The sequence below is a fragment of the Methylomonas paludis genome, from assembly GCF_018734325.1.
Taxonomy (GTDB): Bacteria; Pseudomonadota; Gammaproteobacteria; order Methylococcales; family Methylomonadaceae; genus Methylomonas; species Methylomonas paludis.
Window position 1 is genome coordinate 2,414,926 of the sequence record NZ_CP073754.1, and the last position, 26,310, is coordinate 2,441,235.

The following is a 26,310-nucleotide window of genomic DNA, read 5'->3' on the forward strand; positions in this document are numbered from 1 at the left end:
CAAAACAGCTGTTCTTTTAAACGAGTACTTGGCTTCGAATGATGCGCCGCACTGGGTTTAGCACATCCTACAGGTAACTTCGCGGGGGGGAAGGTTACGCTGCGAATCCCTCGATTCCACTGCGTTACATCGAGGCTACAACGACACAAAACAGCTGTTCTTTTAAACGAGTACTTGGCTTTGAATGATGCGCTGCACTGGGTTTAGCACATTCTACAGGTAACTTCGCGGGGGGAAGGTTACGCTGCGAATCCCTCGATTCCACTGCGTTACATCGAGGCTACAACGACACAAAACAGCTGTTCTTTTACACGAGTACTTGGCTTTGAATGATGCGCTGCACTGGGTTTAGCACATTCTACAATATCGAGGGCGCAGGCATCCGCTATTACGCAAACATTTGTAAATTGTACCTGACCCCATTTTTTTTGGGTAAAAAAAAGGGGCGGATGAACCGCCCCTTTGTTTTGTGCCGATTAAACCGGCGTGATCGGGATTAGTTGGTGATCCAGATCAGCTCTACACGGCGGTTTTCAGATCTGCCGGCTTCGGTTTTGTTGTCGGCAATCGGTTGAGATTCGCCAAAACCTTTAGCAGTCAGTTTGTTGGTAACTGCTTTGGATTTCAGATACGCTACCACTGAGTTAGCCCGTTTTTGGGATAATTTCAGGTTGTAAGCATCGCTGCCTTCGCTGCTGGTGTGGCCTTGAACTTCAATCTCATTTTTCTCTGGGTATGAATTCAGGCTGGCAGCCACTTCATCCAGGATCAGTTTGGACTCTGGCGTCAATTCTGCTGAATCATGTTTGAAGTTTTGGCCTTTCAGGATCAGCCTGACTGGGCAACCGTTGAAATCAACTTTGCTGCCTTTAAGGGTGTTAGGGCATTTATCCAGGCAATCGTTGACGCCGTCAGCATCGCTGTCTTTAGTTGAGCAGTCTGCTACAACCGGGGCAGGCGCTGGGGCTGGAATGTCCAATTTAGCAACTGCTTTAGGTTTTTCACCGAAAGGAATTACAAAACCAACGTTGACCACCATATCGTTGTAGTCGGTGTTGCCCGGTTGGATATGATAGTTGTTGTTGTAACGATAACGTACATCACTGCGTAACAGGAAGTTATCGTGTACTTCGTAGGTGAAACCCACACCGCCTTCAGCCAGGATACCGGCGCCGCAAGTTGCGGATACGCAGGTATTCAGACCACCTGCTGCCAACACGGCATAAGGGGCAAATTTGTTACGGGTAAAGTAGTATTGCAAATCAACGGTGCCGCCTTCCAGGTTCCAATTGCCCTGCTTGCCGTTTAAACCGTTATAAAAACCTCTTAATTCCACATTGAATTGTTCGTTAAGGATTTTACCAACAGCCAAACCGCCGCCGAAACCGTCTTTGGAATCACGGTCGCCGCCGGCACGTATATATGACGCAAATGGAGCTGCATACCAGCGGTTGTCCAGAAACTGATCAGCATGAGCTGACGGCAGTACACCGGCGCCAATAATGGCTAGTAACGGGATTAATTTATTTCTTTGCATATTTACCTACCCTATAAAAAGTTTGAATTCAGTTAATCGCACCAACTGCCGGCTACCAGTTGCAAAATGATTAGTTTGCCCAAGCTGTCACCTGCTACGCTATCAGGAATTTCAAGTCTGGGCAACAGCAAAACCTTTAAGATCATGCTATTAATCGATACAGTTCAAACTATACAATAAAAAAACCAAAACCGATAGCATTTTGTTGCTTTATCACTACATAATTTACAAAAAATAACACATTAGTTAAAAATCGGCTAGTTAGGCGGATTTTATGGCGGATTATTCGGGGCCACCGCCTTTACGGACCATCATGCCTTTTGATGGGTTATACCCCATGATCGCAGCGGTCATAAAAATCAGGAAGGCGCCGGCGGTAAAGATTAAGGCGGTGAGGTTGAATTGTTCGTACAGGGCGAATCGGATTAACTCTACGGCCTGGGAAAACGGATTGTACTGGGCCAACTGGTACAACACAGTGCTGGATTCCTTGATTTTCCACAGTGGATACAGGGCGGTGGACATAAAAAACAGCGGAAAAATCACGAAATTCATTACCCCGGCAAAGTTTTCCAGTTGTTTGATGAACGAGGACAACAGCAGACCTAAGGCACCCAGCATCATGCCGGAGATCAGCAGGGCCGGTAATATATAGAGATAGCCGGCCAGTGGGGCGCGGATGTCATAGGCCCAGGCAATAGCCAAAAAGGCATAGGCCTGCAGTACCGATACGGCGGTGCCGGCGATGAGCTTGCTGCACAATAAAAACCAGCGCGGCAAGGGACACACCATTAACATGCGCATACTGCCCATTTCCCGGTCGTAAACCATTGATAATGAACTCTGCATGCCGTTGAATAACTGGATCATGCCGATCAGTCCCGGCGTGATATAGACTTCGTAAAGTATATAGGTTTCATAAGGCGGGCTGATGGCTACGCCCAAGGCGGCCCGAAAACCGGCGGCAAACACAAACAGCCAGACTAAAGGCCGCACCAGTGCGGAAATAAAGCGTTCGCGCTGGTGTAAAAATCTTAATATTTCCCGCCCGACGATACCGGACAGCGCCCGCCAGTAATGCAAAATTTTCATGAGCTTTTGCCCTGGGTTAATTGTGAGAACAACTGTCCGGCGCTGCTGGTGCCGGTGGCTGACAAGACGCTGCTGAGTTTACCCTGGGCCTTGACCACGCCTTTATCCAGTACGACCAGACTGTCATCCGCACCGATTTCATCAAACAGATGGGTGGCCCATAATACCGCCAGATTTTGCCGGCCAGCCAGTTGGTGGACATGGCGGACGATGACTTCGCGGCTGGGCACATCCAGCCCCACGCTAGGCTCATCCAGCAGCAGCAAGCTGGGTTTATGCAGCAAAGCTCTGGCAATTTCCACCCGGCGTTTATGGCCGCCGTTCAATTGGCGGACTTTTTCATGGCGGCGTTCATACATGTCCAGGCGTTCCAGTTCTTCCTGGATGCGCAAATCAGCGGTTTTTTGGGATAGGCCATGCAGGGCGGCATGGTAGCGTAAATTCTGGGTGACGCTTAAATCTGGGTCCAGGGTGGTTTGCTGGAACACGACACCCAGTTTGGCCAGGGCCTGGCGGCTATTGGTTTTAACATCATAGCCGCACAGTTCTATCCGGCCCAAGCGGCTGTCGTACAAGCGGGTGATCAAGGCAAACAAGGTGCTCTTGCCGGCCCCGTTCGGGCCTAATAATATGGTGCATTCGCCTGGCTCGACCTGGATATTGACGTTGTCCAAGGCTTTTTTCTGGCCATAGGCAAAACTCAGCTCGGCTATATTCAATGCGTAGCGGCTCATGGTTTAACCGCCACACCCCAGGGGTAACGGCCTACCGCGACGGATTTAAGCACTTTTTGTTCAGTCAGATCAATGATGGAAATATCATTGCTGACGCCATTGGTGGTATACAGGCGTTTTTGATCGGGCGAGAACGCCAGATTCCAGACTCGTTGACCAACCAGCAGCAGTTTTTCGACCTGATAGGTTTGGGCATTGATCACCGCCACCCGGTTGGCCGGGCCCAGCGCTACATAGGCATAATGTCGCTCGGCGTCTATCACTACTCCGACCGGCTGGATCAGGTCGGCACTCAGCCCCGGTACTTCCAGCTTTAAGCTATGCTGGATCTGGCGGGTGGCGGTATCCAGCACCATGACGGTGCCGGCCATTTCGGAGGTGGCCCACAGTTGCTGGCTGTCGGCAGTAAAGGCGGCAGCACGCGGCCGGGGGTCGACCAGGGTGTTTTCGACGATTTGCCGGGTTTTGATATCTATCCAGTGCAGCATATTGGTGGTTTCCGATGCACTGATCAACCAGCGGTTATCGGGGCTGACGGTAATACCTTCCGGCTCTACCCCAACCTTGATTTGCTGCAGGGCTTTTTTGGCGGCAATATCTATGACGGTGACGGCGCTGTCATCCTCGTTGGAGACATACATCAATTTGCCGTCCGGGCTAACGGCAAAGGTTTCCGGATCTTCACCGGACGGCAGCCGGCCAATTTCCTGCAAACTATTGCTATCCAGAATTTTAATGGTGTTTTCGTCGCTGGTGGCCACATACAGGAATTTGGCATCCGGGCTCAGCGCCAGGCCTCTGGGGCGCTGGCCTACGTTAACGGTTTTTTGCAATACGCCATCCTGGGACTGGACAACGGCAATGGCATTATCCTTTTCCAGGCTGACAAATACGGTTTCGGCTGGTAATACGGTGGTATACATAGCGGCCATAGTGAATCCGGCCATTTTTATCAGTTGCATGGTGTTGCCTAAATTCTGTTGCGAAAGGGTCTGTAATCCGGCGCTAATTATACCTGTTTGCCTGATGTAGGGCGTTTTCACTTCGTGCTCTGGCGAGTCGCGCCCAAACCGTCAGGCGGATTGCTGGCGGCGAATCCGCCCTACGTGGCTGTGTTGCATTTATGCCTATGGGAACTATACAAAAAAGCTGATGTAGGCGGTTATAATAGTCTGATATTTAAACCTTACCCAGGTCTGCTTTGAAAATTCTGCAAATTTCCGATCTGCATATTATGGCGGATGAAAATGATACTTTGCTGGGGGTGAATACCCAGTATTATTTTCAGCAAGTGCTAAAACAGGCGCATCTGGCGCATGGCCGCTTTGATTTGATTCTGGTCAGCGGCGATCTGGCCCAGCAGCCCGGCGCGGCCAGTTATCAACGGATTGCCCAGACTCTGCAGCGCTATGACACCGAAACGCTGTGCCTGCCCGGCAACCATGATGATTTTGGCTTGATGCAAGTTCAGCTCAATACCGGTTTGGTCAGTTGCCGGCAGGCTATGCAAAAACAGGGTTGGCAGATCATTTGTCTGAACAGTCAGATTGTGGACAGCCCGGCAGGCGAGCTGGCTGATGAGCAACTTGATTTTTTACAGCACAGTCTGGCAGCCCATCCGCAACTGCCCTGTCTGATTGCGGTACATCATCCCTGTATTGCCAGCGGCAGCACCTGGCTGGATACCATGCAAATCCGCAATAGCGCTGTTCTGCTGGACGTGCTGGCACAGCATCATCAGGTAAAAGCCGTGACTTTTGGCCATATTCATCAGGAACTGGCCCGGCAGATAGACGGCATTTGGTATTTTGCCGCACCGGCTACCTGTTTTGAATTTAAACCGCTATCGGTGGCGTTTGCGGTGACCGATACGCCGCCCGGCTACCGGGTTTTCCAGTTGAAAAGTGATGGCACGCTGACATCGGCTTGTTTTAGATTGACGGAGCCGCTGCAAGGCTTAGACTGCCGGATGCATGGTTATTAATTAGCGGTGAACCGCCCTACATAATTTAAAGCTGGTGGCGACCGGCCAGATAACTTTCCGCATTGACCTGCACTTCGTCGTCCACTAACAACATGCCTAATTCATCCAGGGCTTTGCGGTAAACCCGGCGCTTAAAATACACTACGTCTTTTAAGGGATACCAGTATTCCACCCATTTCCAGTTATCAAATTCCTGCTTGTGTCCGCAATCGAAACGCACATTGGTTTCATCGCTTAACAGGCGCAGGATAAACCAGATTTGTTTCTGGCCTATGCACAAGGGCATGGAATTTTTGCGCACGTATTTATCCGGCAGCTTATAGCGCAACCAGTAGCGGGTGCGGCCAAGCATTTGCACATGCTCGGCGCGTAAGCCAGTTTCTTCCCACAACTCCCGATACATCGCGGTTTCCGGATCTTCATCGCAATCTATTCCGCCTTGCGGAAATTGCCATGAATTAGCGCCTTTGCGCTTGGCCCAAAACACCCGACCCTGGTCATTGCAAAGGATAATGCCGACATTGGGCCGGTATCCTTTCGAGTCTATCATGTCAAAAAAACCTGTATTCTTACGGCTGGTTTTAAACTGCTAATGTTAGAATTAAAACCAGCCGACAATTAAAATTATGGTGCAATTGTTCCACAAATATGCGGTTAAAGCCATCATCTGCTTTCTTTTATTTACAACAACGGGTTTTTACAGTGAGTTTAGCTATTTTTGATTTGGATAATACGCTGATTGCTAATGATAGCGATTATTTATGGGGCCAATTTCTGGTTGATCACGGTATAGTTGATCAGGCCTATTATGAGACCGCCAATAAAAAATTTTACGCCGATTACAAGCACGGCACGCTGGATATTGTGGAGTTTTTGCGGTTTTCGCTGGCACCATTGGCCTTGCACGACCCTGCCCAGCTCTACCGCTGGCGTGATGAATTTGTTGATACCATCATTAAACCAATACTGCTGCCGGAAGCCCAAGCTCTGGTGGAGCGGCACCGCGCCCAGGGTGATACGCTGCTGGTAATTACCGCCACTAACCGTTTTGTCACCGAGCCCATCGTCAAGTTGTACGGTATTGATAATCTGCTGGCCACTACGCCGGAATTCAGCAAAGGCCGCTACACCGGCAAATATATTGATGTGCCGTGTTTTCAGGAAGGCAAAGTCGTGCATTTACGCAATTGGCTGGATAGCTCGACTGAGACTTTGCAGGACAGCTGGTTTTACAGCGACTCGCATAACGATCTGCCTTTGTTGAAACTGGTTGATCATCCGGTTGCGGTCGATCCTGACGAGATTTTATTACAAGCCGCCCAAAGCGCTAATTGGCCGGTGATTAGTTTACGCAATTAAGCTGTGAGGGTGTCTGGCGTTTTGCTGTCCAGACTCGCCAGAGCACGCTGTGAAAACGCCCTACCCCGACTGCGTTAAATTAATGTAACCTGACCCCATTTTTTAGAATTTATCGAATAAGGTTTGTTTTTTGATGGAAACGCAGCCTGGGCCGGCCGGCATCAGGAAGATCTGTAAATTATCACCGTAGGTCAACAAGCTGATGTGCTTGCGCAATTTTCCGCTGTTTTTGGCTTCGCTGAATTGGGTTTTGGCCACGGTATCGCATTTGTCCGGCCAGTACATGACGATCTCGAAACTGGCGTCGCAGCCGTAAGCCACCAGCGGCGAAAAATCCATATTGGCATAAAACACGGCCGAATTATCCAGCACTTCCAGTGAGGCTGAGACCAGATGATCATTGACATGATCCACTGGTAATTGCAGGCTGACGCCGCTTTCACTGCCTTTGGTCAGGAAATCGGAAACTTTTTGCACATGATCCCGGCAATACACGACACCGGCCTGAGTCATGGCTTTGGTTAACACATTGGGTTCCGGCGCGGCTTTCTGGTCTGGCTCGGCACTGAGTTTTAGGCTGGTCGCTGCCAGGTATAATACCATCAGCACCTGGGCCACTGGTTTAAGGCTATATGGGGATGTGGAAATCATTTTCTGCCACCTTTGCTGTTGCTTGCCGGCACCGGCTGTTTTTGTCCTGCGGCAACTGACCGGACTCCCAGGCTGTTTTCCAGATTAATCAGGCTGGACCAACGCTGTTGGGCCAAGCTGCTGTTTGCACCCAGTAAGGCCTGGGTGGTGGCGGCAGACTGCCGCATCGGTGCTTCAGCCTGGCTGTGTTTATCCTGATTTGCCAGGGCTACCGCCAGATTATTGGCCACTTCGGCCGTTAATAAATTATTGATACCCAATTTTTTTTCACAGATGGTTGAGGCTTCCTGCAGAAATTTTTCCGCCGCCGGATAATTACGCGCCGCCAAGCCCAGCAAGCCCAGATTATTGAGAGCAGTGGCATACTGGACACTGTCTTTACCGAACCCGGTTTCGGCGACTGTTAATAATTTTTTCCAAACCGGTTCGGACTCCTGCAGCTTGCCCTGTTTTTGCAATAATGCCGCCAGATTGGTCAAAGCATCGTAAAGGGCTTGATATCTGGGTTCAGCAGCAGACTCCTGATTGGCGATAGCCTTACGGTAAAAACCGTCTGCGTCGACGGTTCTGCCCATGGCCTCATACATATAACCGAGATTATTATAAGTTTCACCCAATCCGGCGTCGCTGGCATTCATATGGGCTTCGCGGATGGTCAAAGAGCGGCGCAGCGCTTGTTCGGCATCTGCCAGCAGCTTTTGCTGTAATTCCACCACCCCCAGGCGGTTTAACACATCGGCGATTTCCAGGGTATCTTTGTCTTTGCCGGCATCAAGCTGACGTAATACTTTTTTTAAAGCCAGCTCCGCCGCCGGCCATTGCCCGCTCAGAGAGTAGGTCTTGGCCAGTTTAAGTTCCAGCTGGGTAAGCTGGGCCGGATCCTGCACCAATTTTTCCTGGATGACCAGGGCTTTTTGATAATTTTCGCCGGCCGCTTTAACATTGCTATTGAGTAGATAATCGCCCAGCGCAGTCAGTGATTCGGCGTGACTGCTGGATTCGGGCTGGACGTGGGCCAGCCAGAGTTGGGCAAATAAACAATCGTTGGCTGCGGTATTATTATCCTTGGCCGCCAAGGCTTTTTGGCAGGACGCCAACACTGATTGCGGGCTCAGCTCAGTGGCGGCTTTCTGATTACAAGCCGCCAGTAAGGCGGATAAAGTAATTAAGGATACCAAGCGAATTAACATAATTTACTCATATTGGGTATGGATTGTTGGTCTGGCATTGTACCGGCTCAGTGTTCAATCAGACAATACAGCCAGTGTTAAGCGCAAAAAAAACCACCTTTTCGAGTAGCGAAGAGGTGGTTTTGACTGGCTTATCCCAGTTGCCGGGCAACTGGGAAGGCGATATCAACAATTACCAGCTATAGCCGGCACCTAAAGAGGTGGCCATATCGCCATTGCTGCCAAAACCGGTGGCTACGCTGGCACCAACAGTCAGATGATCACCGACAATGGCTTTACCGCCAAAGGCAATCGCTTGTTGGCCGTAATAAAAGCCGCCGCCCATACCCAGAGAGTATTTTTTGCCGCCCACTGGACTTGGTACAGCCTGCATGGCAGCTACTTGAGCGATACCGCTGTAGGCTCTATTGGAGTTCTGAGTCAGCGCCGTGGAAACCTGATTCAACTGGTTGACGTTAACCGCATCGGTGCCTTGGGTACCGGCGGCAATATTATGTAATTGCACCGGTTGACCAGAACTGCCGGCAAATGTTGCGCCACTGCCGTTAAGTGTCAAGCTGGTCGGTGAATTCAGGCCACCGGAAATTACGGTCTGAGCATCGCTGACCACTACACCGGCGGTTTTGCCGTTGCTGTGCAGCGCTAAAGATGCCGAACCGTTGGCCAAGGATATAGAGCTATTGCCGGCAGCCACATTAACCGTGGTGGCGGTATTGCTGTTACCGATATTGTTGGTACTGCCGTTGGCAGCGCCAGTGCCGATGTTATTGGTGGTGGCATAGCTGCTGCTGTCACCGACAGTATTGGTGCCGCCGGCCAGGCTGGTGGTATTGGCAGCATTGCCTATCGCCACTGCACCAGTGCTGGTGCCGGTATTGATATTAGTGGCGTTATTGCTGCTGGCGTTAATATTGGTGGTGCCGGTAATGGTGTTGGTGGTAGCCGAAATAACATTGCTTGCGGCGGTAATGGTGTTGGTGGTGGCAGCGGTAATGGTATTGGCACCGGCACTGGCGGTAATGCTGTTATCACCGCTGGTGGTGGTGATGGTGTTACCCGTAGCGGCAGTGATGGTATTGGTACTACCTGCGGTAATGCTATTGGCACCACCGGCAGTGATGGCATTGGTGCTGCCCTGTACGGTATTGATGGAGCTTAAATCCGGATTACCTATGGTGGTAACTGAACCTGTAGTAGTGTAACCGATCTGAGTTGTGTGACCTTCGATATCATTGGTACCAGAAACCGCATCGGACTGAATGACATTTGAACTACCCACACCCAAAGCCGAAATATTGTTGACGGCATTTTGCCCCTGAGCCTGGATACTATTAGTGGCGCTACTGCCGTTATTGGTAATTGTTAGCGAGGTGTCTGTTAATGCAGATGCATTCTGTGCAAAAGACATAGACAGCATTGCGATAGCGGCGGCAATTGACTTGCGCTTGAATTTAGTACTACACATAAGATAGATCCCCTGATAAGTTTGAAAAAAAACTTTAATATGGCTTACAATATATCGTTTTGTATTTAGCTGCTTGCCGAGCCAAAGCAGGCAAATCCAATAATTGGCAACTTAATCCTAGCTTGGAATATACATTAATCACGACATAAGCTGCAAGTAATTTTGCCGACATTTTTGCAAAAAAAAACCAGATAATTATTTTAATCTTTAAAAAAAGTAATATGGTTTAATATTATCCAAATATTTAGGCCAGCCAACTTAGTTTAGAAGCAGGCGCGTCGGGTACCACCCTATATAACACCTTATATTCTAAGGCTCCTGACAACTCTAAACCGCACCGAAACCCCATCACCAGCGGCATATATGAACCTTTAAAAAAAAACCCGGCTGATTAAGTTTTTTGCTTGACAAGGCACTACCGGATTGATTAACATCGCACTAAGAGAAAATTTAGTCGGCGCATATGCGGACTACCTTAAATAAAGAATCAGGGCGAATTCTCAAAATCAATGACAGATTAATTGAGGCAAGAATAACTTTTGACCCTAGACTGGCTTGTGTGCAGGAAGCACGGTAATGTCGATATACACCGACTTTCCGCTTGCTAATCGCTATGGTTATAAATTTATTTAACTCATCAAATAACTTGAAACTAAAACTTAACCTGTGAAGATGGAGAAGATTGCCATGAGACAACCTAAATACAAAAAGTGCCTGCTAGGCACGGCGATTGTGCTGGCGACATGCAGTGTCCCGGCACAGGCAACGCTGACCGATTACGGATACGGCTTGGTAATAGACAGTGCGCTGTCCTTCGCCTGGGCAAAAGACGCCAATCTGTTTCTGACCTTGGCGACTAAATCAGGTAATGCCAGTAGTTTTGTTAATACCGTGATCAGCGCGAATGGCGGCCAAGTTAGTGACGGCGGTACCGGCACCCATACCCTGAACCCTACTGAATTTGATACCACCACAGGCCAGTTAGACTGGTGGGCGGCCCAAGCTTTTATTGGTTATCTGAATAATATTGATTATCTTGGTCATACCACCTGGACATTGCCTAGCGTAACCCCACTGAATATCGGTGGTCTCAGCTATAACGGCAGTACCGATTTTGGTTACAATACCAGCAGCACTTCATCCTATCTGGCCTATCTTTATAATGCCGAACTGGCCAATCCCAACCTCTACCTGAACCAATCTACTCCTGCCCATAATTCAAGCTGGACCGGGACAGCCGACCCTAACTTTACCAATGCCGCAAATGGTCAGCCTGACGCTTTCACCAATTTAGCCAGCGGCTTCTATTGGACCGGCACAGAATACAGCAACTATCTTCACGATGCCTGGGCATTTGATACCTCCCAAGGCCTGCAGTTTAACGAAAACAAGACCACCCTGTTTTATGCTTGGTTTGGTGCGACTGCTGTACCGGAAACCTCAACGACCTGGATGTTAAGCTTAGCCTTATTGACCATGCTGGGTTTCAAACACCGCAGTCTGCGCAGCAAAGCCATTTAACTGTTTTTATTTGCTCAGAAATATCTTACAGGGTAGCCTTGGCTACCCTGTGATTGATGGCTAACCTGAAGGCAATGAGTTTTTCAGCTTTAGCTTGGGCAATTATTTTTTCTTGATATAAAAAATCTGTTTTTCCGATTCTTTATGTATCTTAAGGGCGATATGCCCTGCCTGATCCAAATAAACGCCAAAATCCAGATGTGCAGCCGGATCGGTAGCGATTACTTTAACTATTTTGCCGCTATCAATTTCCATAATGGCTTTTTTTAGCCTGAGCAGCGGCAAGGGACACTGTAAACCGCTGGCATCAACTTCAAAATCGTATTCTATGGTAGTCATGGTTATTACTTATGCCGATTAATGGTGCTTATAATATCATTAACACCTGTTCTGGAAAAACCTTAGACTAGCGCTGACCACCCTTTTATTCTAAATCGCTAAACCGGCTTAATCATGCCGAATAATTGCGGTTTTTTTAAAGTGGCGCATGGGTATATTGGCCGGTTTGGCTAATATAAATAACCCTGATTATTATCTGTAAATAGACTATACTTTGAATTAACTGACTTTGATATCATTATGCTACCGGCAAATTAAACGTTATCTACCGTAAAGTTTTTAGCCTGTCCTGTCATTGAATATTGGCAGGTTCTGGAGTCCACCTTGATAACAAGGGAATTAGGGCAGATTTTACCCAGAGCGGATTATCGTCAGCCTATTTCATATAACGGTAACATAAGTTTTTTATGCTAAGCAACTACCCTTCGCTGATGATGATAGAAATGAAACGTTTAAGCTTTAGTTTGCTGATCAGCACAGCCGGTTGTGGGCTACTGCCTTTGTCCGGCGCCGCATGGGCCTTTCCCTATGTTGATCCAATGGTTGAAACTGATCTCAGCTTCAACCATCACACTGATTTAAGCGCTGCCGCGCATAAGATGGCGGCAAGCCAGCAGACCGGCAGCCCGGACTTTTTATCCGAGCATACCCAACAATCGGCCACTGACATCCATGATCCAGCGCTGCCTGGCATCTCTGCACATGTGGCTGGCTTAGCCGATCAATCCGCGCACCTTGGTCAATTATTGAACGACACTCAGACCTATGGCCTGGTTGGTGCGGTTATTAAACACAGCGCACCGGCTAATGCTGAGCAACTGAGCAGCGATGACAACGGCAAAGTATTTTTGACGGCCAGCCCAGCAACTGCAAGCAGCTTGACCACCGCTACAGCCTCTGCTGCAACTAGCTTGGCAGCGACCAGCGCTCAAACCAGCCTAACTTTAAGTTCAAGCCCTGCCGTGACAGCCGGCACCAATACACATGAAATTGAAGATGGTAACTTGGAATATTTAGAGCATTTAAAACACGGTAATGATGACTCTCCCACCAAATTACTGGAACAGACTGTGGTGACCGGCACCAATTTGGCTAACAACTATGCCAAAACCTCGCTGGGTTATCTGGGTGATAATGATAGCGACACTCAACAAGCCGAATTACAGGAACAACATTTGAGTAGTGGTGCCGATGCCAATTATTGGTCGGCCTCCGGCACAACTAATTTACTATCCTCACCACAACGAGTCGGTCTGGCAAATAAGGCCGAAAAATCCCTATCTGCCGGCATACATGGCGGCACAGCCCATCATAATATTCCGGCCGATGAGCATAAACTCCCCCATTGCCGTTAAGGCAGCCTTTGTCTTTTTTGTGCTGTTGGCCTGCCAGATGCCAGCAGTTGCCAATGATGTGGTAGCCACTATCAGTGATTTGCAGGGCACGCTGTCGGCGCAACATGCTGACGGTAACGCAGCCCTGTTGGCAGAAAGCTCGGCAGTGTTTGAAAATGATGTGCTCAGCACCGAGGCCAATAGTTACGCCCGACTTAAATTTATTGACCAAAGCGAAGTGGTGCTGCGCCCCAATTCCAGCCTTACCATCGAAAGTTTCAAATACCCTAATCAACAGGCCGAACTGGGCAGTATACTATTACGGCTAATCAAGGGCAGTTTGCGGAAAATTACCGGAGAAATCGGTCACAAGGTACCGGACCAAGATCAGCTAATCACGCCGGTGGCCACCATAGGCATACGCGGCACTCATTACGGTCTGCTGTTTTGTCAGGACGATTGCAGCGAAATCCCTACCGTCAGCGGTAAGCCTTTAGCTAATGGTTTGCATGTGGATGTGCTGGAAGGGGCTATTGCGCTGCAAAACAGCGGCGGCGAACTTAGAGTGGCTGCCGGTGAGTTTGCCTTTGTGGCTGACCCGGAACATGAACCGGCTCAGGTCAGCAGTCAGCAAGGTATTCAAATTACCATACCGCCACATATCATACCTGATAGCGGTCATGGTAATCGTCCGGATCCGAATCACCACAATGGACAATGTACGATTCCTTAACCGCCGCCTATAAGCAGCGCAAGTTATTTTACCTGACTCTATGCTTATTAAACTGTCTGAATCCAAACCCGGCACTGGCTGCCGCCAAGTCGGTGGATATTGCTATTCAGGGTTTTGTCATTGAAGGTAATCATGTTTTGACGGATGCCCAGTTGCAAGCCCAACTGCTACCCTTTCTGGGACCGGGCCGCAGGTTTGCTGACATTCAGAAGGCGCTGGAAACTTTACAGCAATTTTACCGGGATCAAGGCTATGGTGAAGCTGTGGTGAGTGTGCCGGCCCAGGAGTTAAATGCCGGCATCATCCGCTTTAGCGTGATTGAGCCTATATTGGCGGACATTCATGTTGAATACCAGCCGGAGTCGTTACGGGCATTTTATCCAGAGTCGAAAATACGCGCCAATCTGCCGGCTCTGCAATCCGGGCTGTTATTGCGCAGCGTGGATATCTCGCAAAATATTCAATTGGCCAATGAAAATCCGGCCCGCAAAATGGCAGTGGTACTCAGCCCCGGCGCCGACAAAACCCAGTTGGACGCGACAGTGAAAGTCAGCGGTCTGCCGCCGCGCAAGGCCTATACCACAATCGATAATACCGGTACGGCGCTGACCGGTGAATATCGGATGGGGTTTGGCTTACAACATGCCAATTTATGGGGCCGGGATCATGTCGGCACTTTTAACTATATCACCCCAATTGAATCGCCGACCCATGTTAATTTATTTAGCGGCAGTTACCGGATTCCTTTATACGGCTGGGGTGATTCGCTGGACATTAGTGCGGCCAAATCCGATGTCGGCAATTCTTCCACCGATACCGTGGCCGGGCCGCTACAGTTTGCCGGCAGCGGTGAAATTTATGCACTTAATTACAATTTGCTGCTGCCGCGCTGGGGTGAGTACAGCCATCGTTTGGTAGCCGGTTATAATTACCGGCAATTCAATAACCATTGTACGATAGGCGTATTTGGCAGCCAGGCTTGCGGGCCATCCGGACATGAAATCAGCTTAATGCCGCTGAGTGTTAATTACAGCGGCCAATTCAGCTGGCAAGCTCAAACCCTGAGTTTTTATCTGCTGGGCGCTCATAATCTGCCCGGTATGGCGCACGGCAGTCAAAACGATTTTACTCAGCTGCGTCCCGCTCTCAACGGTGGCGGTGGTGCGCCTGCCGAGTATAATGTGTTCCGCAGCGGGTTTAACTTCAATGCCTTGTTGGTTGAAGACTGGCAATTGCGCCTGGCCGGTAACGGTCAGTTCAGCCCTGATGCTTTGGTGTATGCCGAACAGTTTTCCCTGGCAGGCAGCACCATGGTGCGCGGGTTTTGGGAGCGCGAAGTGACCAGAGATACCGGTTTTGTGCTGAATAATGAAATTTACGGCCCTGATCTGGCTGAGCTGACCAAGTTGGGCGACCATTTACGCGGCCTGGTGTTTTATGATTATGGGGCGGGGCAGAATAACGCCTTGAATGGAGAAAGAAAGCAAGCTCTGGATTTAAACAGTGTCGGCTTTGGTATCCGCCTGGGCTTTAATCAATCTCTGCAATTAAAGTTCGACGGTTCTTATGTGCTGAGTGGTGCCGCTTCGCATCCCGATGGTGATGTGCGGGGTCATCTCTCAGTATATCTGCCTTATTCATTTTAAGACCATCTTTAGTTGATACCGAAAATGCCCCATCATTTTTCCAAAACCTTATGGCTGGGTCTGATTTGGACCGCGCTGCTGGTGCCGGACCACTGTTGGGCGACCGATCCGGTGCAGCCCGCCCCTACCCTGCCCGCGGCCGGCACCGAGATCAGCCGCTACACTGCGCTGGAATACCGGCTTATCAATGCCGTGTATTCGCAAGACCCGCAGGCGCTGGTGGTCGCAGACAATTTTAGCTATCAATCCACCGAGAGCCCTGATCCACTCAGCAAAAGCGCCTGGCTGTCCCTGCAGCGCCAGCAAACCGGCACTTATCATATCCGCAATCTGACGGTACGTAATATGGACAATATTGCCGTGGTCAGCTTTGTGCTGGATAAATCCCTAGGCCGTTATAAAAAACCGCTGAGCACGTTTATCACCGACATTTGGCAGCCTAACCAGCCGCAGTTGCTGGCCCGTTATGCCGCCGAAGTAAAGAATTAAAAAAATGGGGTCAGGTTACTTTAATAAAAATTAAAGTAACCTGACCCCATTTTTACCATCCTCCCCCCAAACGCTTATACACTGCAATCAAATCCTGCCCGGTTTGGGCGGTTGCTTGGCTGAGATTATTTTCGCTGGCGTAGCAAATGCGTTGCGCGTCCAGCACTTCCGGGTAAGCGGTTTGGCCTTGTTGGTAGCGTTCTTCGGCTATCGCCAGTAATTGCCGGTTGGCTTGCGCTTCTTTAGCCAGTGCCTGCCGGGATTGTTCCTGGGCGCTGAAAGCACTGAAGGCACGCTCCACATCGGTCAGCGCGGCGAGGATGCTGTGCTGATACTGCGTCATGGCTTCCTGCTGACGGGCGTCCGCCGCGTCCAGATTGGCGGACAGCGTGCCGAAACTGAGTATCGGCCAGATCATATTTGCGCCCATGCCAAAGGCTTTGCTGCTCAAGCTGAAAAAGTTACCGGCATTGGTGTTAAACAAGCCGACAAATCCACTTAAGGAAATGTCCGGAAAAAACTTGGCCACCGCCGCGCCTTGCTGGGCGGTGGCCGCAGCCAGCTTGCGTTCAGCATAACGAATGTCCGGACGCTGGGCGATCACGGCGGCAGGCGCGGCCAGCACCAGTTGTACTGGGCTGACCGGCACGGCGGCGCTGGCGGCAGTGAGTTGATGGGCTGTACCCGGCGCTGCGCCGAGCAGCAAATCCAGGCTGTACTCAGCCTGAGCCTGCAGATTGGCGTAATAGGCGATCTGGGCCTGATCATGCTGAAGCTTGGCTTCGGCCCGTGCTGCGTCGTCGGCACTGGCATCGCCTTGCTGATAGCGTTCCTGAAAAATTGCCAGAGATTGCCGGTCACTGGCCAGCACCTGCTGCGCCAATTGCCATTGGGCCTGATACAAACGGATATCAAAATAGGTTTTCGCGGTTTCCGCCCGGGAGCTGACCAGAATGTCCGCCTGCGACAGCGCCGCGGCTTCCAGTTCGGCCTGCGCCGATTCCACGTCGCGGCGGTGGCCGCCGAATAAATCCAGCTCCCAACTGGCATCAAAGCCGGATTTGAAAATATTGAACGGCTGTTTGACCAAACCAGCCAGATTGGACGGGCCGCTGCTGGGAAAACCCAGCTGGTTTTGCTGGCGGTTGGCGCTGGCCATCATGTCGCCGGACGGTAGCAGTACCGCGCTGCTGGCGGCCCGTGCCGCTCGGGCTGTGACGATGCGGTTTTCGGCCAGTTTAATATCCAGATTGCGCGCGCCGACTTTTTCAATCAACTGATTCAGCAGCGGGTCGTTAAAATGCTGCCACCAGTTCCGTTCTATGGCGTTGGCCGGATTTTCGCCGGCGCTCAGCGGCGCTGAACGCCAGTTTTCCGGCAATTGGCTGGCCGGCGGCTGATAATCCGGGCCGAGCATACAACCGCCCAAATTCAACAGCAGTGCACCGATCAGGTAACGCTTACGCTTGGACATGGTCATCTCCTAATGCCCCGCGATTGGGGACGCGGTTGGTCCGGATCGGTGTTTAGGCATCAGCAAGGCGATGCCGGCCAGACCCAGAGTAATCACCGCCAATAGCCGGAAGGCGTCGCAATACGCCAGAATGCTGGACTGACTGAGCAATTGCTGATAAATCCGGTTCAGCGCCTGCCTGCCCGCCTCCACCCCGGAACCGGCGGCATGCCGGGTATATTGCGCCAACAACTCCACATACCCCGGATTGGCGGCATTAAGGTGTTCGACCAGTACGGTTTGATGCAGTTGCTGGTGGCGGGCCACATAACTCAGCACCAGTGATATGCCGATGCTGCCGCCAAGATTGCGGATCAAGGAAAACAGTGCCGATGCCTTGCTGCTTTTTTCCGGTGGGATGCCGGAAAAAGCCAGCGTACTGGATGGTATGAACAAAAATGGCAAACCCAGTACCTGAAACACTCGCATTAGCACAAAGTGCTCATAATCACTTTGCGGGGTAATGAAACTGGTCAGCCACATGCCGCCGCTGACCAGCAGCATGCCCAGCGCGATCAGATAACTGGCCTGAAAGCGGTTGACCAACTTGCCGACCACCGGCATTAAAATCACCAGCGCCAAACCGCCCGGCGACAGCACCAGCCCGGCGGTAGTGGCGTCGTAGCCGAATTCGGTCTGTACCAACAACGGCAGCAAGGTGCTGGAGCTGTACAAGGCGATGCCAACAAAAAATATCATCAGGCTGGCCATGCCGAAGCTACGGTTCTGCATCAGCCGCAAATCTATCACCGGATCGGGCTGGCGTAATAGCCAAACAACGGCGGCCAGCAGCGAAACCACGCAAACAATACTAAAAAAGATAATGAAATGACTGGAAAACCAGTCGTCTTCCTGGCCTTTGTCCAGCACCACCTGCAGCGCCCCCAAACCCAGCACCACTAAGCCCAGACCGATGTAATCGATGGATAGCAGCCCTTTGGCCTGGGCATGCACTGGATCTTGCACCAGCCGCTTGACCAGTATTAAGGCCAGCAAACCTATCGGCACATTCATAAAAAATATCCACCGCCAATTAAAACTGTCGGTAATAAACCCGCCCAGTGTCGGCCCCAGAATCGGCGCGACTATCATGGTCAAACCAGTGATACCGAACGCCGTGCCGCGTTTTTCCAGCGGAAACGCGTCCATCACTATCGCCATTTGCATGGGTTGCAATCCGCCCCCGGCCAAGCCCTGCAATAAGCGGAACACGATCAGCATCGGTAGGGAGGTTGCCAGGCCACAGGCGAATGAAGTCAGGGTAAAGCCGACGATGCTTAGTAAAAAATAATTTTTCCGGCCCATCACCCCGGCCAACCAGCCGGACAGCGGCAGCACAATGCCGTTAGCCACCAGATAGGAAGTCAGCACCCAGGTGCTTTCATCCGGACTGGCCGCCAGACTGCCGCCGATATGCGCCAGCGCCACATTGACGATAGTGGTGTCCAGCACTTCCATAAAGGCAGCCAGACTTACCACCACAGCGATCAGATAAGGATTTACGGCGGGAGCGGCAGCATTCATATCAATCAGCCGTAAACACGGTAGGCGTAACCGACATGCCCGGCCCCAGCACCGGCATATCCGCCGGCAGTTTTTCAAAAACTATTTTCACAGGTACCCGCTGGACGATTTTTACAAAATTCCCGGTGGCATTCTGCGGCGGAAATGCTGAGAAAAACGCCCCCGAACCGGCCTGAATGCTGTCCACCTGTCCGGATAAATTCAAATCCGGATAAGCGTCGATGCTGATCGCCACCGGCTGGCCCGGTCGTATATGCTGCAACTGGGTTTCCTTGAAATTGGCCACCACCCAGGTGTCGAGACTGACCAGCGAACCCAACGACTGGCCGGGCTGAATATAATCGCCGCGCTCCACGCTGCGATTGGTGATGCGGCCAGCCATAGCTGCAACGATGCGAGTATTGCTCAAATCGTTTTCCGCCTGTGACAGATCGGCCTGCGCTTGCAACAACTGCGCCGACAGTTGCTGATGCTGAGCCCGCGCCGCAGCGATGGCCTTGGGCGCAGTGGCGGCGCTGCGCAACCGGGCCTGCGCCTCGTAAACAGCCGACTTTGCGGTTTTCTCAGCGGCAACGGCCTGATCAAGCTGGCCCTGGCTGCGGGCCTGACTGCTCAAGGCCTGCATCCGCGACAAATCCTGTTCGGCCTTGCGCCAATTGGCTTGGGCGGCCTCCAGCTGCGCCTGCACCGCATCCTGGTTGGAGGGCGCGGAAACATTGGTGGTTTCCAGGTTTTGCTGGGAAGCTGCCAGCGCTGCCTTAGCCGCCTGATAAGTGGCCAAGGCCCTGTCGCGCCGAAATAGATAATCGCTGGGATCGATTTCCAGCAATACCTCGCCGGCCTGCACCAATTGGTTATCGTCGATATTCAAGGTTTTGACGTAACCGGACACTTTAGGGCTAAGCGCGACCACTCGACCGCCGATAGTGGCGTCATCAGTGGATTCCTCGCCACGATGCAAGTATAAATAAACCCCGCTCACCACCACCAGCAGCGCCGCGCCCAGATAAAATTTCAAGTGTTTGCCGCTCATCCTGCCTCCGTCGGGTTAAGCCCATATCCAGCCAGAAACAACCGCACACAAGCGCGTACATGCTCGGCCATTTCCGCATCGTTTAAACCGGCATCCTGATGCAGCAGGGCCTTAAGATGCGCTTCGCCTTTCAACAGACTGAAAAATTGTTCACAGGCTCTGGGGATATCTGCCACAGCCAACCGGCCCTGCGCCACCCACACCTGCAGCAATTCGGCGAAAGCGCTTTTCACTCGTTGCGGGCCGGCCTGATAAAACACCTGAACGATTTGTGGATGATGCAAGGCTTCGGCTTGAATTATCCGCAGCAGCCGCAGCGATTCCGGGTTAAAAATCAATTTCACCAGACTGACGCCTAACTGCAGCAAAGCCTGTTCCGGCGGCTGCCCGGCATAATTCGAAAAATTATCCGCCGCCACCTGCCGTTCACAGCCTTCGCGTATCACCTCGCGGAACAGATCGGCCTTATTATCAAAATGACGGTAAATAGTCAGTTTGGATACATCCGCCAGTTTCGCTACCGCCTCCATGCTGGTTAATTCATAACCCTGCTGCAAAAACAGATTGCGCGCTGCCGCCACTATCCCCCTGCGCTTCTGCACATCCTTGGGCCGGCCTGGACATGGCCGGATTTTATGCTGAATACCTGAATTGCTATTCATATACTATACCGTATGGTTTACTATTTGCATTAGTGTACCAAACGGTTTTATAAATGGAGAAAAAAATTTTATTCGGCGCCAATCGTTCAGTTTAAAACTTGGCAATTAGCGGATGCGCAGAACTATAGGAAAGGAACTAAATAACCGCCAGCTTACGCCGGTGCTTGTTTAGTCAAATTAATGTAACCTGACCCCATTTTTGAGGTGGTCCAGGCTGAAGAAGATCAGGGCTATGCCGGTATAGCCGCAGACAAACGGCCAGGTTGTGGCGGGGCCGTAGGCGTTGATGATGGCGCCGTCGGCTATGGTATAGCCATGCATCAGTCCGCTGCTGCTGATCAGCGCCGCCACCAGCGCCCATAGGGCTGCGGATCGGTAATGCCGGTCTATCAGGCTGACGGTCATCGCCGCCAGTATCATTGAGGTAAAAATAAAGCCGCGCTCCAGGGCAATCAGCCCGGCAATGGGTAATTGCCGGCTGAGCGCGGCGATGCCAACCGCTTCGACATTGGTGCCGGCTGCACGTAAGCCGCTTTCCAGCATTAATAAGCCCCAGGCGGCCAAAGCCGGGAAGAAGCCGACCACGACTGCCGGGGCATGGGCTCTGGGGGTGACTTCAAAGGCTTGGGCGGCAATGGTGATGCCTATCCATAACAAGATGGCCGCACCGGCCTCGACCGGTATCAGTGCCGCCACAAAACCGACCAGGCCCAGCAGGCACAGCAAGGTGATAGCGACGCCATTGGCGATTGAGTAACCGGCACCGGCGCCCATTTTTTTCCAGCCGGGATGGCCGATATAAATGGTGGTGGGGAAGACGCTGCCAAAACAGGCTGCTGCCACGGTGCCCAGGCCGTTCATGGCCAATGAGCTTCGCACCGGATATACATCACCGGCTGCTTCGGCACTTTCCAGGTTTTGCAGGGAGCCCAACAAGTTGAACAGCCCCATCGGTACGATAACCGGGAGAAAACTGATCATATAGGTCGAAAATGTCGCATCCAACACATCTGCCAGATATAAATGCGGGATGTGCAGCTGTATATGCAGTGCGTTGCTGAGAGCGGCGCTATCCATACGGCCCAATCCCCAGGCTAACAGGCTGCCGAATACCACGGCGACCAGACCAGCCGGAATATTGGCCGGCAATTGCAGGCGGCCAATGTATTGCACCAGAATCAAAGCCAGCGGCACAAAGCCTACCAGAGGATCGGCAAAGATGCGAAAGCAAAAATCCATGGCAATAAAGGTGATGGCAATGCCGGCCAGGGTTGCCAGCAATGCGGCGCGCGGGGTGATGCGTTTGACCCAGCCGGCGACAAAAGCACCTGCCAGTTCTATCAATCCGGATCCCAGACAGGCGGCCAGACCCACTCGCCAGGCCAGCTCCACATCATGGCTCTGATCCAGCACTGGTTTCATGACAAATAAAATAAAGGCAAACAGCGATACTGTGTTTACCCCGTAAGGCAGTGCAGTGACATGGGCCTGGCCGCTGACCACCGCTAGCGTTCGGGCTTGAAAGCCATAGAACAGATTGCCGACCAGCAAGCTTACCGCCACGCCGGGCAGTATCCGGCCAAATACCATTTCAGCCGGCATATTGAGTAGGGTGCCGCACAATACCACGATCAAAATCAGCTGGATCAAATTATCCACAAACAGACCGAAAAAGCCGTCCAGATCTCCGTTACGCCACCAATAAAACTGCATTTGCCCTCCCCGGCTGCTTGATTTTGCATTGCTGAACATGTCGGTTGCTGCGGCTGCCGGCCAGCGGCACAGCCGAACTATACCCGCCAACGGTCAGGACAATTTATGCAGCTTATAAAACTATGTCGAGTTTGCGTTGTCAACTCTATAATAGGTGCAATAAATGCGGTCAGGTTACATTAATTTAAATTACTTAGCGTAACTCTGCATGATCATTTTTAAACAAGTACTTAACTGCGCATATTGCGCTGCTCTGTGTTTGGGATATGCTACAACTGACTATTTTTAAACAAATACTTGATCGCTGAGTCGTTAGAATTTTAATTAATGTAACCCGACCCCATTTTATGAAAAAGTTTTTTATTACTGTCGTGCTGTTGTTTTGTGTTGCTTGCGCTGAAATAACGCCTCATTCCGGTACGGGTTTCTGGCATACGCCCATTCCTGCCGATGCGCCGCTGGATGCTAATTCCAGTAATTACACCAATGAGTTTATCCGCCAGTTGCATGCCTATTATGGGACGGTTTCGATTACGCTGGACACTTTTAATGCGCCGGTTTATATCGTTAAACCCGGTACTCCCACGACGACGGTGAAGCAATGGTTATGTCAGGCCAACAGTAGACCCAGCCCGGAATTGCAAGCCCAATTTGCCAATGTGCCGATTCCGGCTAATGCGGCCAGTTCGCCAGATAGTGATGGTGAGTTGACTATTTACGATCCGACCAGCGATACCTTATGGGAATTCTGGAAAATGCAAAATGTTAACGGTAATTGGCAGGCTTGCTGGGGGGGGCAGCTGAAAAACTATTCCAAATCTGAAGGTGTGTTCCCGTGGCCTTTTGGTGCCACTGCCACCGGTTTGCCTTTAATGGCCGGGCAAATTACGGCTGAAGAACTGCAAAAGGGTCAAATCAATCATGTTATCGGGCTATCTTTGGTTGATGCTGCTGATAAGAGCATTTTTTCCTGGCCGGCCAATCGCTCTGACGGCAGAAATCCGCATGGCCTGCCTAATCAGATACCGGAAGGCACTCGGATCAGGCTTGATCCTACGCTGAATGTTGATGCTTTGAAATTGACGCCGGTAGGCAAAATTATTGCCAAGGCGGCGCAAACTTATGGCTTTGTGGTTTGGGACAAAAGCGGGGCCTTGACCTTGCGAGGCCAGGGCGTGCTGTCTTATACGACTCAAGGTCTGGCAAATCCATATCCTGCCCTGCTTGACGGTAAACAAAACTGGGCGATATTACAAAACTTTCCTTGGGATAAATTGCAGTTTCTGCCGCAAAATTACGGCAAATAACAGATTAGGGTACGCTGGCCCCGGCACAGGCTAGGTTGGCCAGGTCTTGGCCAGCAGGTCTTTGCTGGCTGTCAGGGCCTGATTGGCCGCCAGCACAGGATCGGCAAACTCCGGGTGATAGCCAAAAACTTCCGGGGTGATAAAGCCCTGATAGCCTATGGTATGCAGGGCCTGAAAGAATTCCGCAAAGTTGATGCAGCCTTGTCCGGGCAGGAGCCGTTGCTCATCTCTGATATCTTCGGGCGGCAGCGCTGCGGCATCCGCTATCTGGACATTGAGTATCATATCGCCGGCGGATAAGATGTCCTGTTTGGTGGCGCCGATATGATGCCAATGCCAGGCGTCTATCAATAACCCGGTGCCAGCTCCCACTGCGGCGGCAAATTCCAATGTTTCATCCATGCGCCAAATGAAGGGGTAAGGCCGTAGTGTGCGTAAGTGTATGGGGCCGATAAACTCCAGCGCCAGACGGATATCATATTGCTGTATGGTGTTGGCTATGATGCGCAGACGGCGTTTGAGGATTTTGGCGTATTCCGGCTTGGGCAGATCTGCGCAAGGCGGCAGCGAGCGGACCATGGTGCGTATGCCTAAGGATTTGGCTAAGGCGGCCTGTGCAGCTAAGATTTGCATATCGGCGCTAAACCTGTCTTCTGTGCCTCTAAACTCTGCGGGCAGCAGCGCCACACCGGCCTGGATGCCCAGTTGGGCCAGGCTGTCTTTGGCCCGTGGGTAATCGGCCTTGGGGATTTGCAGCAGATCGATATCAATCCTGTCAAAACCGGCCTGGGCGGCTGTCACCAGGGTTTCCGGCCAGCCGAGTTGCGGCCCGCCGGTTAAGGTGCGGTGAAAAGCGATATGGCTGTGGTGCATATTTATTCAAAAAAATGGCGGCCAGAGCCGAATGGCACTGACTTAAGAAATATTATATTAACTGAAGTTTCCGCGAAATTCATCAAGCCACCATGCGTAATAACACGGCTACGATAGAATTTATTGGGGAGTTGCTGGGTTTAGGGCAAAGCCTAACAAAATCCTCATTAAGTGCGGCTTCAGCAATAATGTGTCGAACATCAGAAAAGGCAAAACTGGTTCGACCTTTAACTTTATGCCGACGCTCTGGGTCTGCTTTTAATTTATCAGCATAAATCCAAGCCAGGGTAGAAGCCATTAAGCAAAAGTTCAAGTGATTGATGACAGCCGCCGCTTTGCGGCATTGCGCCGATTGGCTGCCTATGTCTTGCTTCAGTTCTTTAAAGCCAGATTCTATTTTCCAACGTGCGCCATAAAATTCAATGATTTGATTCACCGACAACGTCAGATCTGTGGTAAACAAGGCTATCCATTGGGTTTTACGATACACCCAAACAACGCGAACAGAACATTTAAGTGTTTTTAGCACCACCACTTGATCATAGGCAGACACCTGACGCGTTTTACCGTAGAGTTCAACGGTATAGTTCTTTGCTAAAGAGACAAATTGTTTGGCTATCTCAGCCGTAGAACCGATACGCTTGCCGTACTTGGCAGGACGACCACGCTTGTTTTCTTTCGATTCGACGAGTTGATTATACAACACGTTGTTGCTCCGTAATCGAGATAGAATATGGAAGCGTAACCCTAAACATTTTCGTACGGGTTGCCATACACTATAGTTACCGAACCAACTATCCATGACAGCCAGCACAGGGGTGTTTGGAAAGTGTTGGCTTATGCCGATCAACATATGGCAGGCCTGTTCAAGTTTTGATTGAAAAGGCACAGGCTGATCTTTGATTCTGGCATTTTTCGAGTTTGCCGTTAGGGTTTTTTGCGCAATGTAAAATCGAAAATCCATGAATAAGCAACCCCAGCGGCCTTTGATGCGTTTAAGTAAACCAACGGCAACAATATTTTGAGCCCAAGGATATTGGCTTTGGTTTGTTTTGGCAGCATGATCAAATACTGTATCGCAAGCAAAGATATGGGTTCCTGATTTAGGGTTAATGGTGTCATCCAAAGCCAATAATAATCGTCCATCTGTTTCGGGTGATGGAATTAATCCCCAAATAGTTTGCCAAACACGCTGCCACGGCAAAGTGCTGGATGCCATAAACGTATAAAAACGCTTTTGGTTAAGGTCAATGCCAAATAAGGTGGTAAGACAGCGATAGCAGTTTGAGGTAATCGACGAGGTGAATGGGATGATAATGGAAAGCAGCGTATAGATGAATAATGAGGACCGCTCTTTGCCTAGTTCAGAGTGGCTAAATTGGGCTTGTAAGGGTTGTGTTATATCGCGTAAAATGAACATGAATGAGGTCTTTTTATTTGTCTAATCAAAGCGTTAGGAACTTTCATTATACAGTAAAACTTGACTCATTCACTATCAAAGTATTGTTTTTTAAGGAAAATAAACAATTAATGTCTAACGTATATGATTAGTCGACAAGCGCCTAACATCAAAAGCAATTCTTTATAAACACTCGCAAAGCCTTCTAACAA

General features: G+C 50.8%; 24 protein-coding genes. 8 read left to right on the forward strand and 16 right to left on the reverse strand.

Going from position 1 to position 26,310, the window contains the following annotated elements; genetic code table 11:
- Window positions 1–496: 496 nt before the first annotated feature.
- The 4 genes from KEF85_RS10875 to KEF85_RS10890 form a co-directional block, all read right to left on the reverse strand.
- Window positions 497–1,537 carry an OmpA family protein gene (locus KEF85_RS10875; RefSeq protein ID WP_215580429.1) on the reverse strand — a complete coding sequence of 347 codons (1,041 nt, stop codon included), beginning with the start codon at window positions 1,535–1,537 and terminating at the stop codon, window positions 497–499.
- Between the two features lie 282 nt (window positions 1,538–1,819).
- Window positions 1,820–2,629, reverse strand: a complete 810-nt coding sequence (locus KEF85_RS10880; protein WP_215580431.1) for an ABC transporter permease — start codon at window positions 2,627–2,629, stop codon at window positions 1,820–1,822.
- The gene (locus KEF85_RS10885; RefSeq protein WP_215580433.1) at window positions 2,626–3,363 is read right to left on the reverse strand and encodes an ABC transporter ATP-binding protein; all 738 of its coding nucleotides are present in this window, start codon (window positions 3,361–3,363) and stop codon (window positions 2,626–2,628) included. Before KEF85_RS10885 ends, KEF85_RS10880 begins: the two co-directional genes overlap by 4 nt.
- Window positions 3,360–4,325 carry a PQQ-dependent catabolism-associated beta-propeller protein gene (locus KEF85_RS10890; RefSeq protein ID WP_215580435.1) on the reverse strand — a complete coding sequence of 322 codons (966 nt, stop codon included), beginning with the start codon at window positions 4,323–4,325 and terminating at the stop codon, window positions 3,360–3,362. Before KEF85_RS10890 ends, KEF85_RS10885 begins: the two co-directional genes overlap by 4 nt.
- Before the next feature lie 239 nt (window positions 4,326–4,564).
- Here KEF85_RS10890 and cpdA point away from each other — a divergent pair, with 239 nt between their 5' ends.
- Window positions 4,565–5,347 (forward strand): 3',5'-cyclic-AMP phosphodiesterase, encoded by a 783-nt coding sequence (gene cpdA, locus KEF85_RS10895; protein WP_246534882.1) that lies wholly within the window; start codon window positions 4,565–4,567, stop codon window positions 5,345–5,347.
- Between the two features lie 25 nt (window positions 5,348–5,372).
- Here the strand turns inward: cpdA and KEF85_RS10900 are convergent, their stop codons facing one another.
- Window positions 5,373–5,897, reverse strand: a complete 525-nt coding sequence (locus KEF85_RS10900) for an RNA pyrophosphohydrolase (protein ID WP_215580437.1) — start codon at window positions 5,895–5,897, stop codon at window positions 5,373–5,375.
- Between the two features lie 152 nt (window positions 5,898–6,049).
- Between KEF85_RS10900 and KEF85_RS10905 the strand changes: the two genes are divergently transcribed.
- On the forward strand, window positions 6,050–6,706 hold the full coding sequence (locus KEF85_RS10905; protein ID WP_215580439.1) for a histidinol-phosphatase: 657 nt from the start codon (window positions 6,050–6,052) through the stop codon (window positions 6,704–6,706).
- 102 nt (window positions 6,707–6,808) lie between these two features.
- Here KEF85_RS10905 and KEF85_RS10910 read toward each other — a convergent pair whose 3' ends face one another.
- From KEF85_RS10910 to KEF85_RS10920, 3 genes are all read right to left on the reverse strand, one after another.
- On the reverse strand, window positions 6,809–7,357 hold the full coding sequence (locus tag KEF85_RS10910; RefSeq protein WP_215580440.1) for a hypothetical protein: 549 nt from the start codon (window positions 7,355–7,357) through the stop codon (window positions 6,809–6,811).
- Entirely contained in the window at window positions 7,354–8,547 is a 1,194-nt protein-coding gene (locus KEF85_RS10915) for a tetratricopeptide repeat protein (RefSeq protein WP_215580442.1), read from the reverse strand. The genes KEF85_RS10910 and KEF85_RS10915 overlap by 4 nt, the downstream gene beginning before the upstream one ends.
- A 172-nt stretch (window positions 8,548–8,719) precedes the next feature.
- Entirely contained in the window at window positions 8,720–10,012 is a 1,293-nt protein-coding gene (locus tag KEF85_RS10920) for a YadA family autotransporter adhesin (RefSeq protein WP_215580444.1), read from the reverse strand.
- 687 nt (window positions 10,013–10,699) lie between these two features.
- On the opposite strand from KEF85_RS10920, the gene KEF85_RS10925 reads away from it, so the two are divergent.
- Window positions 10,700–11,533, forward strand: a complete 834-nt coding sequence (locus KEF85_RS10925; RefSeq protein ID WP_215580446.1) for a DUF1566 domain-containing protein — start codon at window positions 10,700–10,702, stop codon at window positions 11,531–11,533.
- Window positions 11,534–11,635: 102 nt separating this feature from the next.
- On the opposite strand, the gene KEF85_RS10930 is transcribed toward KEF85_RS10925, so the two are convergent.
- Window positions 11,636–11,872 carry a sulfurtransferase TusA family protein gene (locus tag KEF85_RS10930; protein WP_215580448.1) on the reverse strand — a complete coding sequence of 79 codons (237 nt, stop codon included), beginning with the start codon at window positions 11,870–11,872 and terminating at the stop codon, window positions 11,636–11,638.
- Window positions 11,873–12,315: 443 nt separating this feature from the next.
- Here KEF85_RS10930 and KEF85_RS10935 point away from each other — a divergent pair, with 443 nt between their 5' ends.
- The 4 genes from KEF85_RS10935 to KEF85_RS10950 are packed head-to-tail and all read left to right on the forward strand — an operon-like array spanning window position 12,316 to window position 16,074.
- Window positions 12,316–13,227 carry a hypothetical protein gene (locus tag KEF85_RS10935; RefSeq protein WP_215580450.1) on the forward strand — a complete coding sequence of 304 codons (912 nt, stop codon included), beginning with the start codon at window positions 12,316–12,318 and terminating at the stop codon, window positions 13,225–13,227.
- A gap of 37 nt (window positions 13,228–13,264) precedes the next feature.
- Complete coding sequence (locus tag KEF85_RS10940; RefSeq protein ID WP_215580452.1) at window positions 13,265–13,939, forward strand: FecR family protein; 675 nt, start codon at window positions 13,265–13,267, stop codon at window positions 13,937–13,939.
- Complete coding sequence (locus KEF85_RS10945) at window positions 13,924–15,585, forward strand: ShlB/FhaC/HecB family hemolysin secretion/activation protein (RefSeq protein ID WP_215580454.1); 1,662 nt, start codon at window positions 13,924–13,926, stop codon at window positions 15,583–15,585. The genes KEF85_RS10940 and KEF85_RS10945 overlap by 16 nt, the downstream gene beginning before the upstream one ends.
- 24 nt (window positions 15,586–15,609) lie before the next feature.
- The gene (locus tag KEF85_RS10950; protein WP_215580456.1) at window positions 15,610–16,074 is read left to right on the forward strand and encodes a hypothetical protein; all 465 of its coding nucleotides are present in this window, start codon (window positions 15,610–15,612) and stop codon (window positions 16,072–16,074) included.
- Window positions 16,075–16,126: 52 nt separating this feature from the next.
- Here KEF85_RS10950 and KEF85_RS10955 read toward each other — a convergent pair whose 3' ends face one another.
- The 5 genes from KEF85_RS10955 to KEF85_RS10975 all read right to left on the reverse strand — a co-directional run bounded on the left by KEF85_RS10955 (window position 16,127) and on the right by KEF85_RS10975 (window position 22,519).
- Window positions 16,127–17,548 (reverse strand): efflux transporter outer membrane subunit, encoded by a 1,422-nt coding sequence (locus KEF85_RS10955; RefSeq protein WP_215580459.1) that lies wholly within the window; start codon window positions 17,546–17,548, stop codon window positions 16,127–16,129.
- A gap of 9 nt (window positions 17,549–17,557) precedes the next feature.
- The gene (locus KEF85_RS10960) at window positions 17,558–19,111 is read right to left on the reverse strand and encodes a DHA2 family efflux MFS transporter permease subunit (RefSeq protein WP_215580461.1); all 1,554 of its coding nucleotides are present in this window, start codon (window positions 19,109–19,111) and stop codon (window positions 17,558–17,560) included.
- A gap of 1 nt (window position 19,112) precedes the next feature.
- The gene (locus KEF85_RS10965; protein ID WP_215580463.1) at window positions 19,113–20,144 is read right to left on the reverse strand and encodes an HlyD family secretion protein; all 1,032 of its coding nucleotides are present in this window, start codon (window positions 20,142–20,144) and stop codon (window positions 19,113–19,115) included.
- Window positions 20,141–20,806 (reverse strand): TetR/AcrR family transcriptional regulator, encoded by a 666-nt coding sequence (locus KEF85_RS10970; RefSeq protein ID WP_215580465.1) that lies wholly within the window; start codon window positions 20,804–20,806, stop codon window positions 20,141–20,143. The genes KEF85_RS10965 and KEF85_RS10970 overlap by 4 nt, the downstream gene beginning before the upstream one ends.
- 177 nt (window positions 20,807–20,983) lie before the next feature.
- Window positions 20,984–22,519: an NCS2 family permease gene (locus KEF85_RS10975; RefSeq protein WP_215580467.1), complete on the reverse strand. Its 1,536-nt coding sequence runs from the start codon at window positions 22,517–22,519 to the stop codon at window positions 20,984–20,986.
- Between the two features lie 347 nt (window positions 22,520–22,866).
- Here KEF85_RS10975 and KEF85_RS10980 point away from each other — a divergent pair, with 347 nt between their 5' ends.
- Window positions 22,867–23,826 (forward strand): DUF4124 domain-containing protein, encoded by a 960-nt coding sequence (locus KEF85_RS10980; RefSeq protein ID WP_215580469.1) that lies wholly within the window; start codon window positions 22,867–22,869, stop codon window positions 23,824–23,826.
- 30 nt (window positions 23,827–23,856) lie between these two features.
- Here the strand turns inward: KEF85_RS10980 and KEF85_RS10985 are convergent, their stop codons facing one another.
- Together KEF85_RS10985 and KEF85_RS10990 are read right to left on the reverse strand one after the other, a co-directional pair.
- Window positions 23,857–24,699, reverse strand: a complete 843-nt coding sequence (locus KEF85_RS10985) for a sugar phosphate isomerase/epimerase family protein (protein ID WP_215580471.1) — start codon at window positions 24,697–24,699, stop codon at window positions 23,857–23,859.
- Window positions 24,700–24,781: 82 nt separating this feature from the next.
- Complete coding sequence (locus KEF85_RS10990; RefSeq protein WP_215580473.1) at window positions 24,782–26,119, reverse strand: IS701 family transposase; 1,338 nt, start codon at window positions 26,117–26,119, stop codon at window positions 24,782–24,784.
- Between the last annotated feature and the right edge of the window lie 191 nt (window positions 26,120–26,310).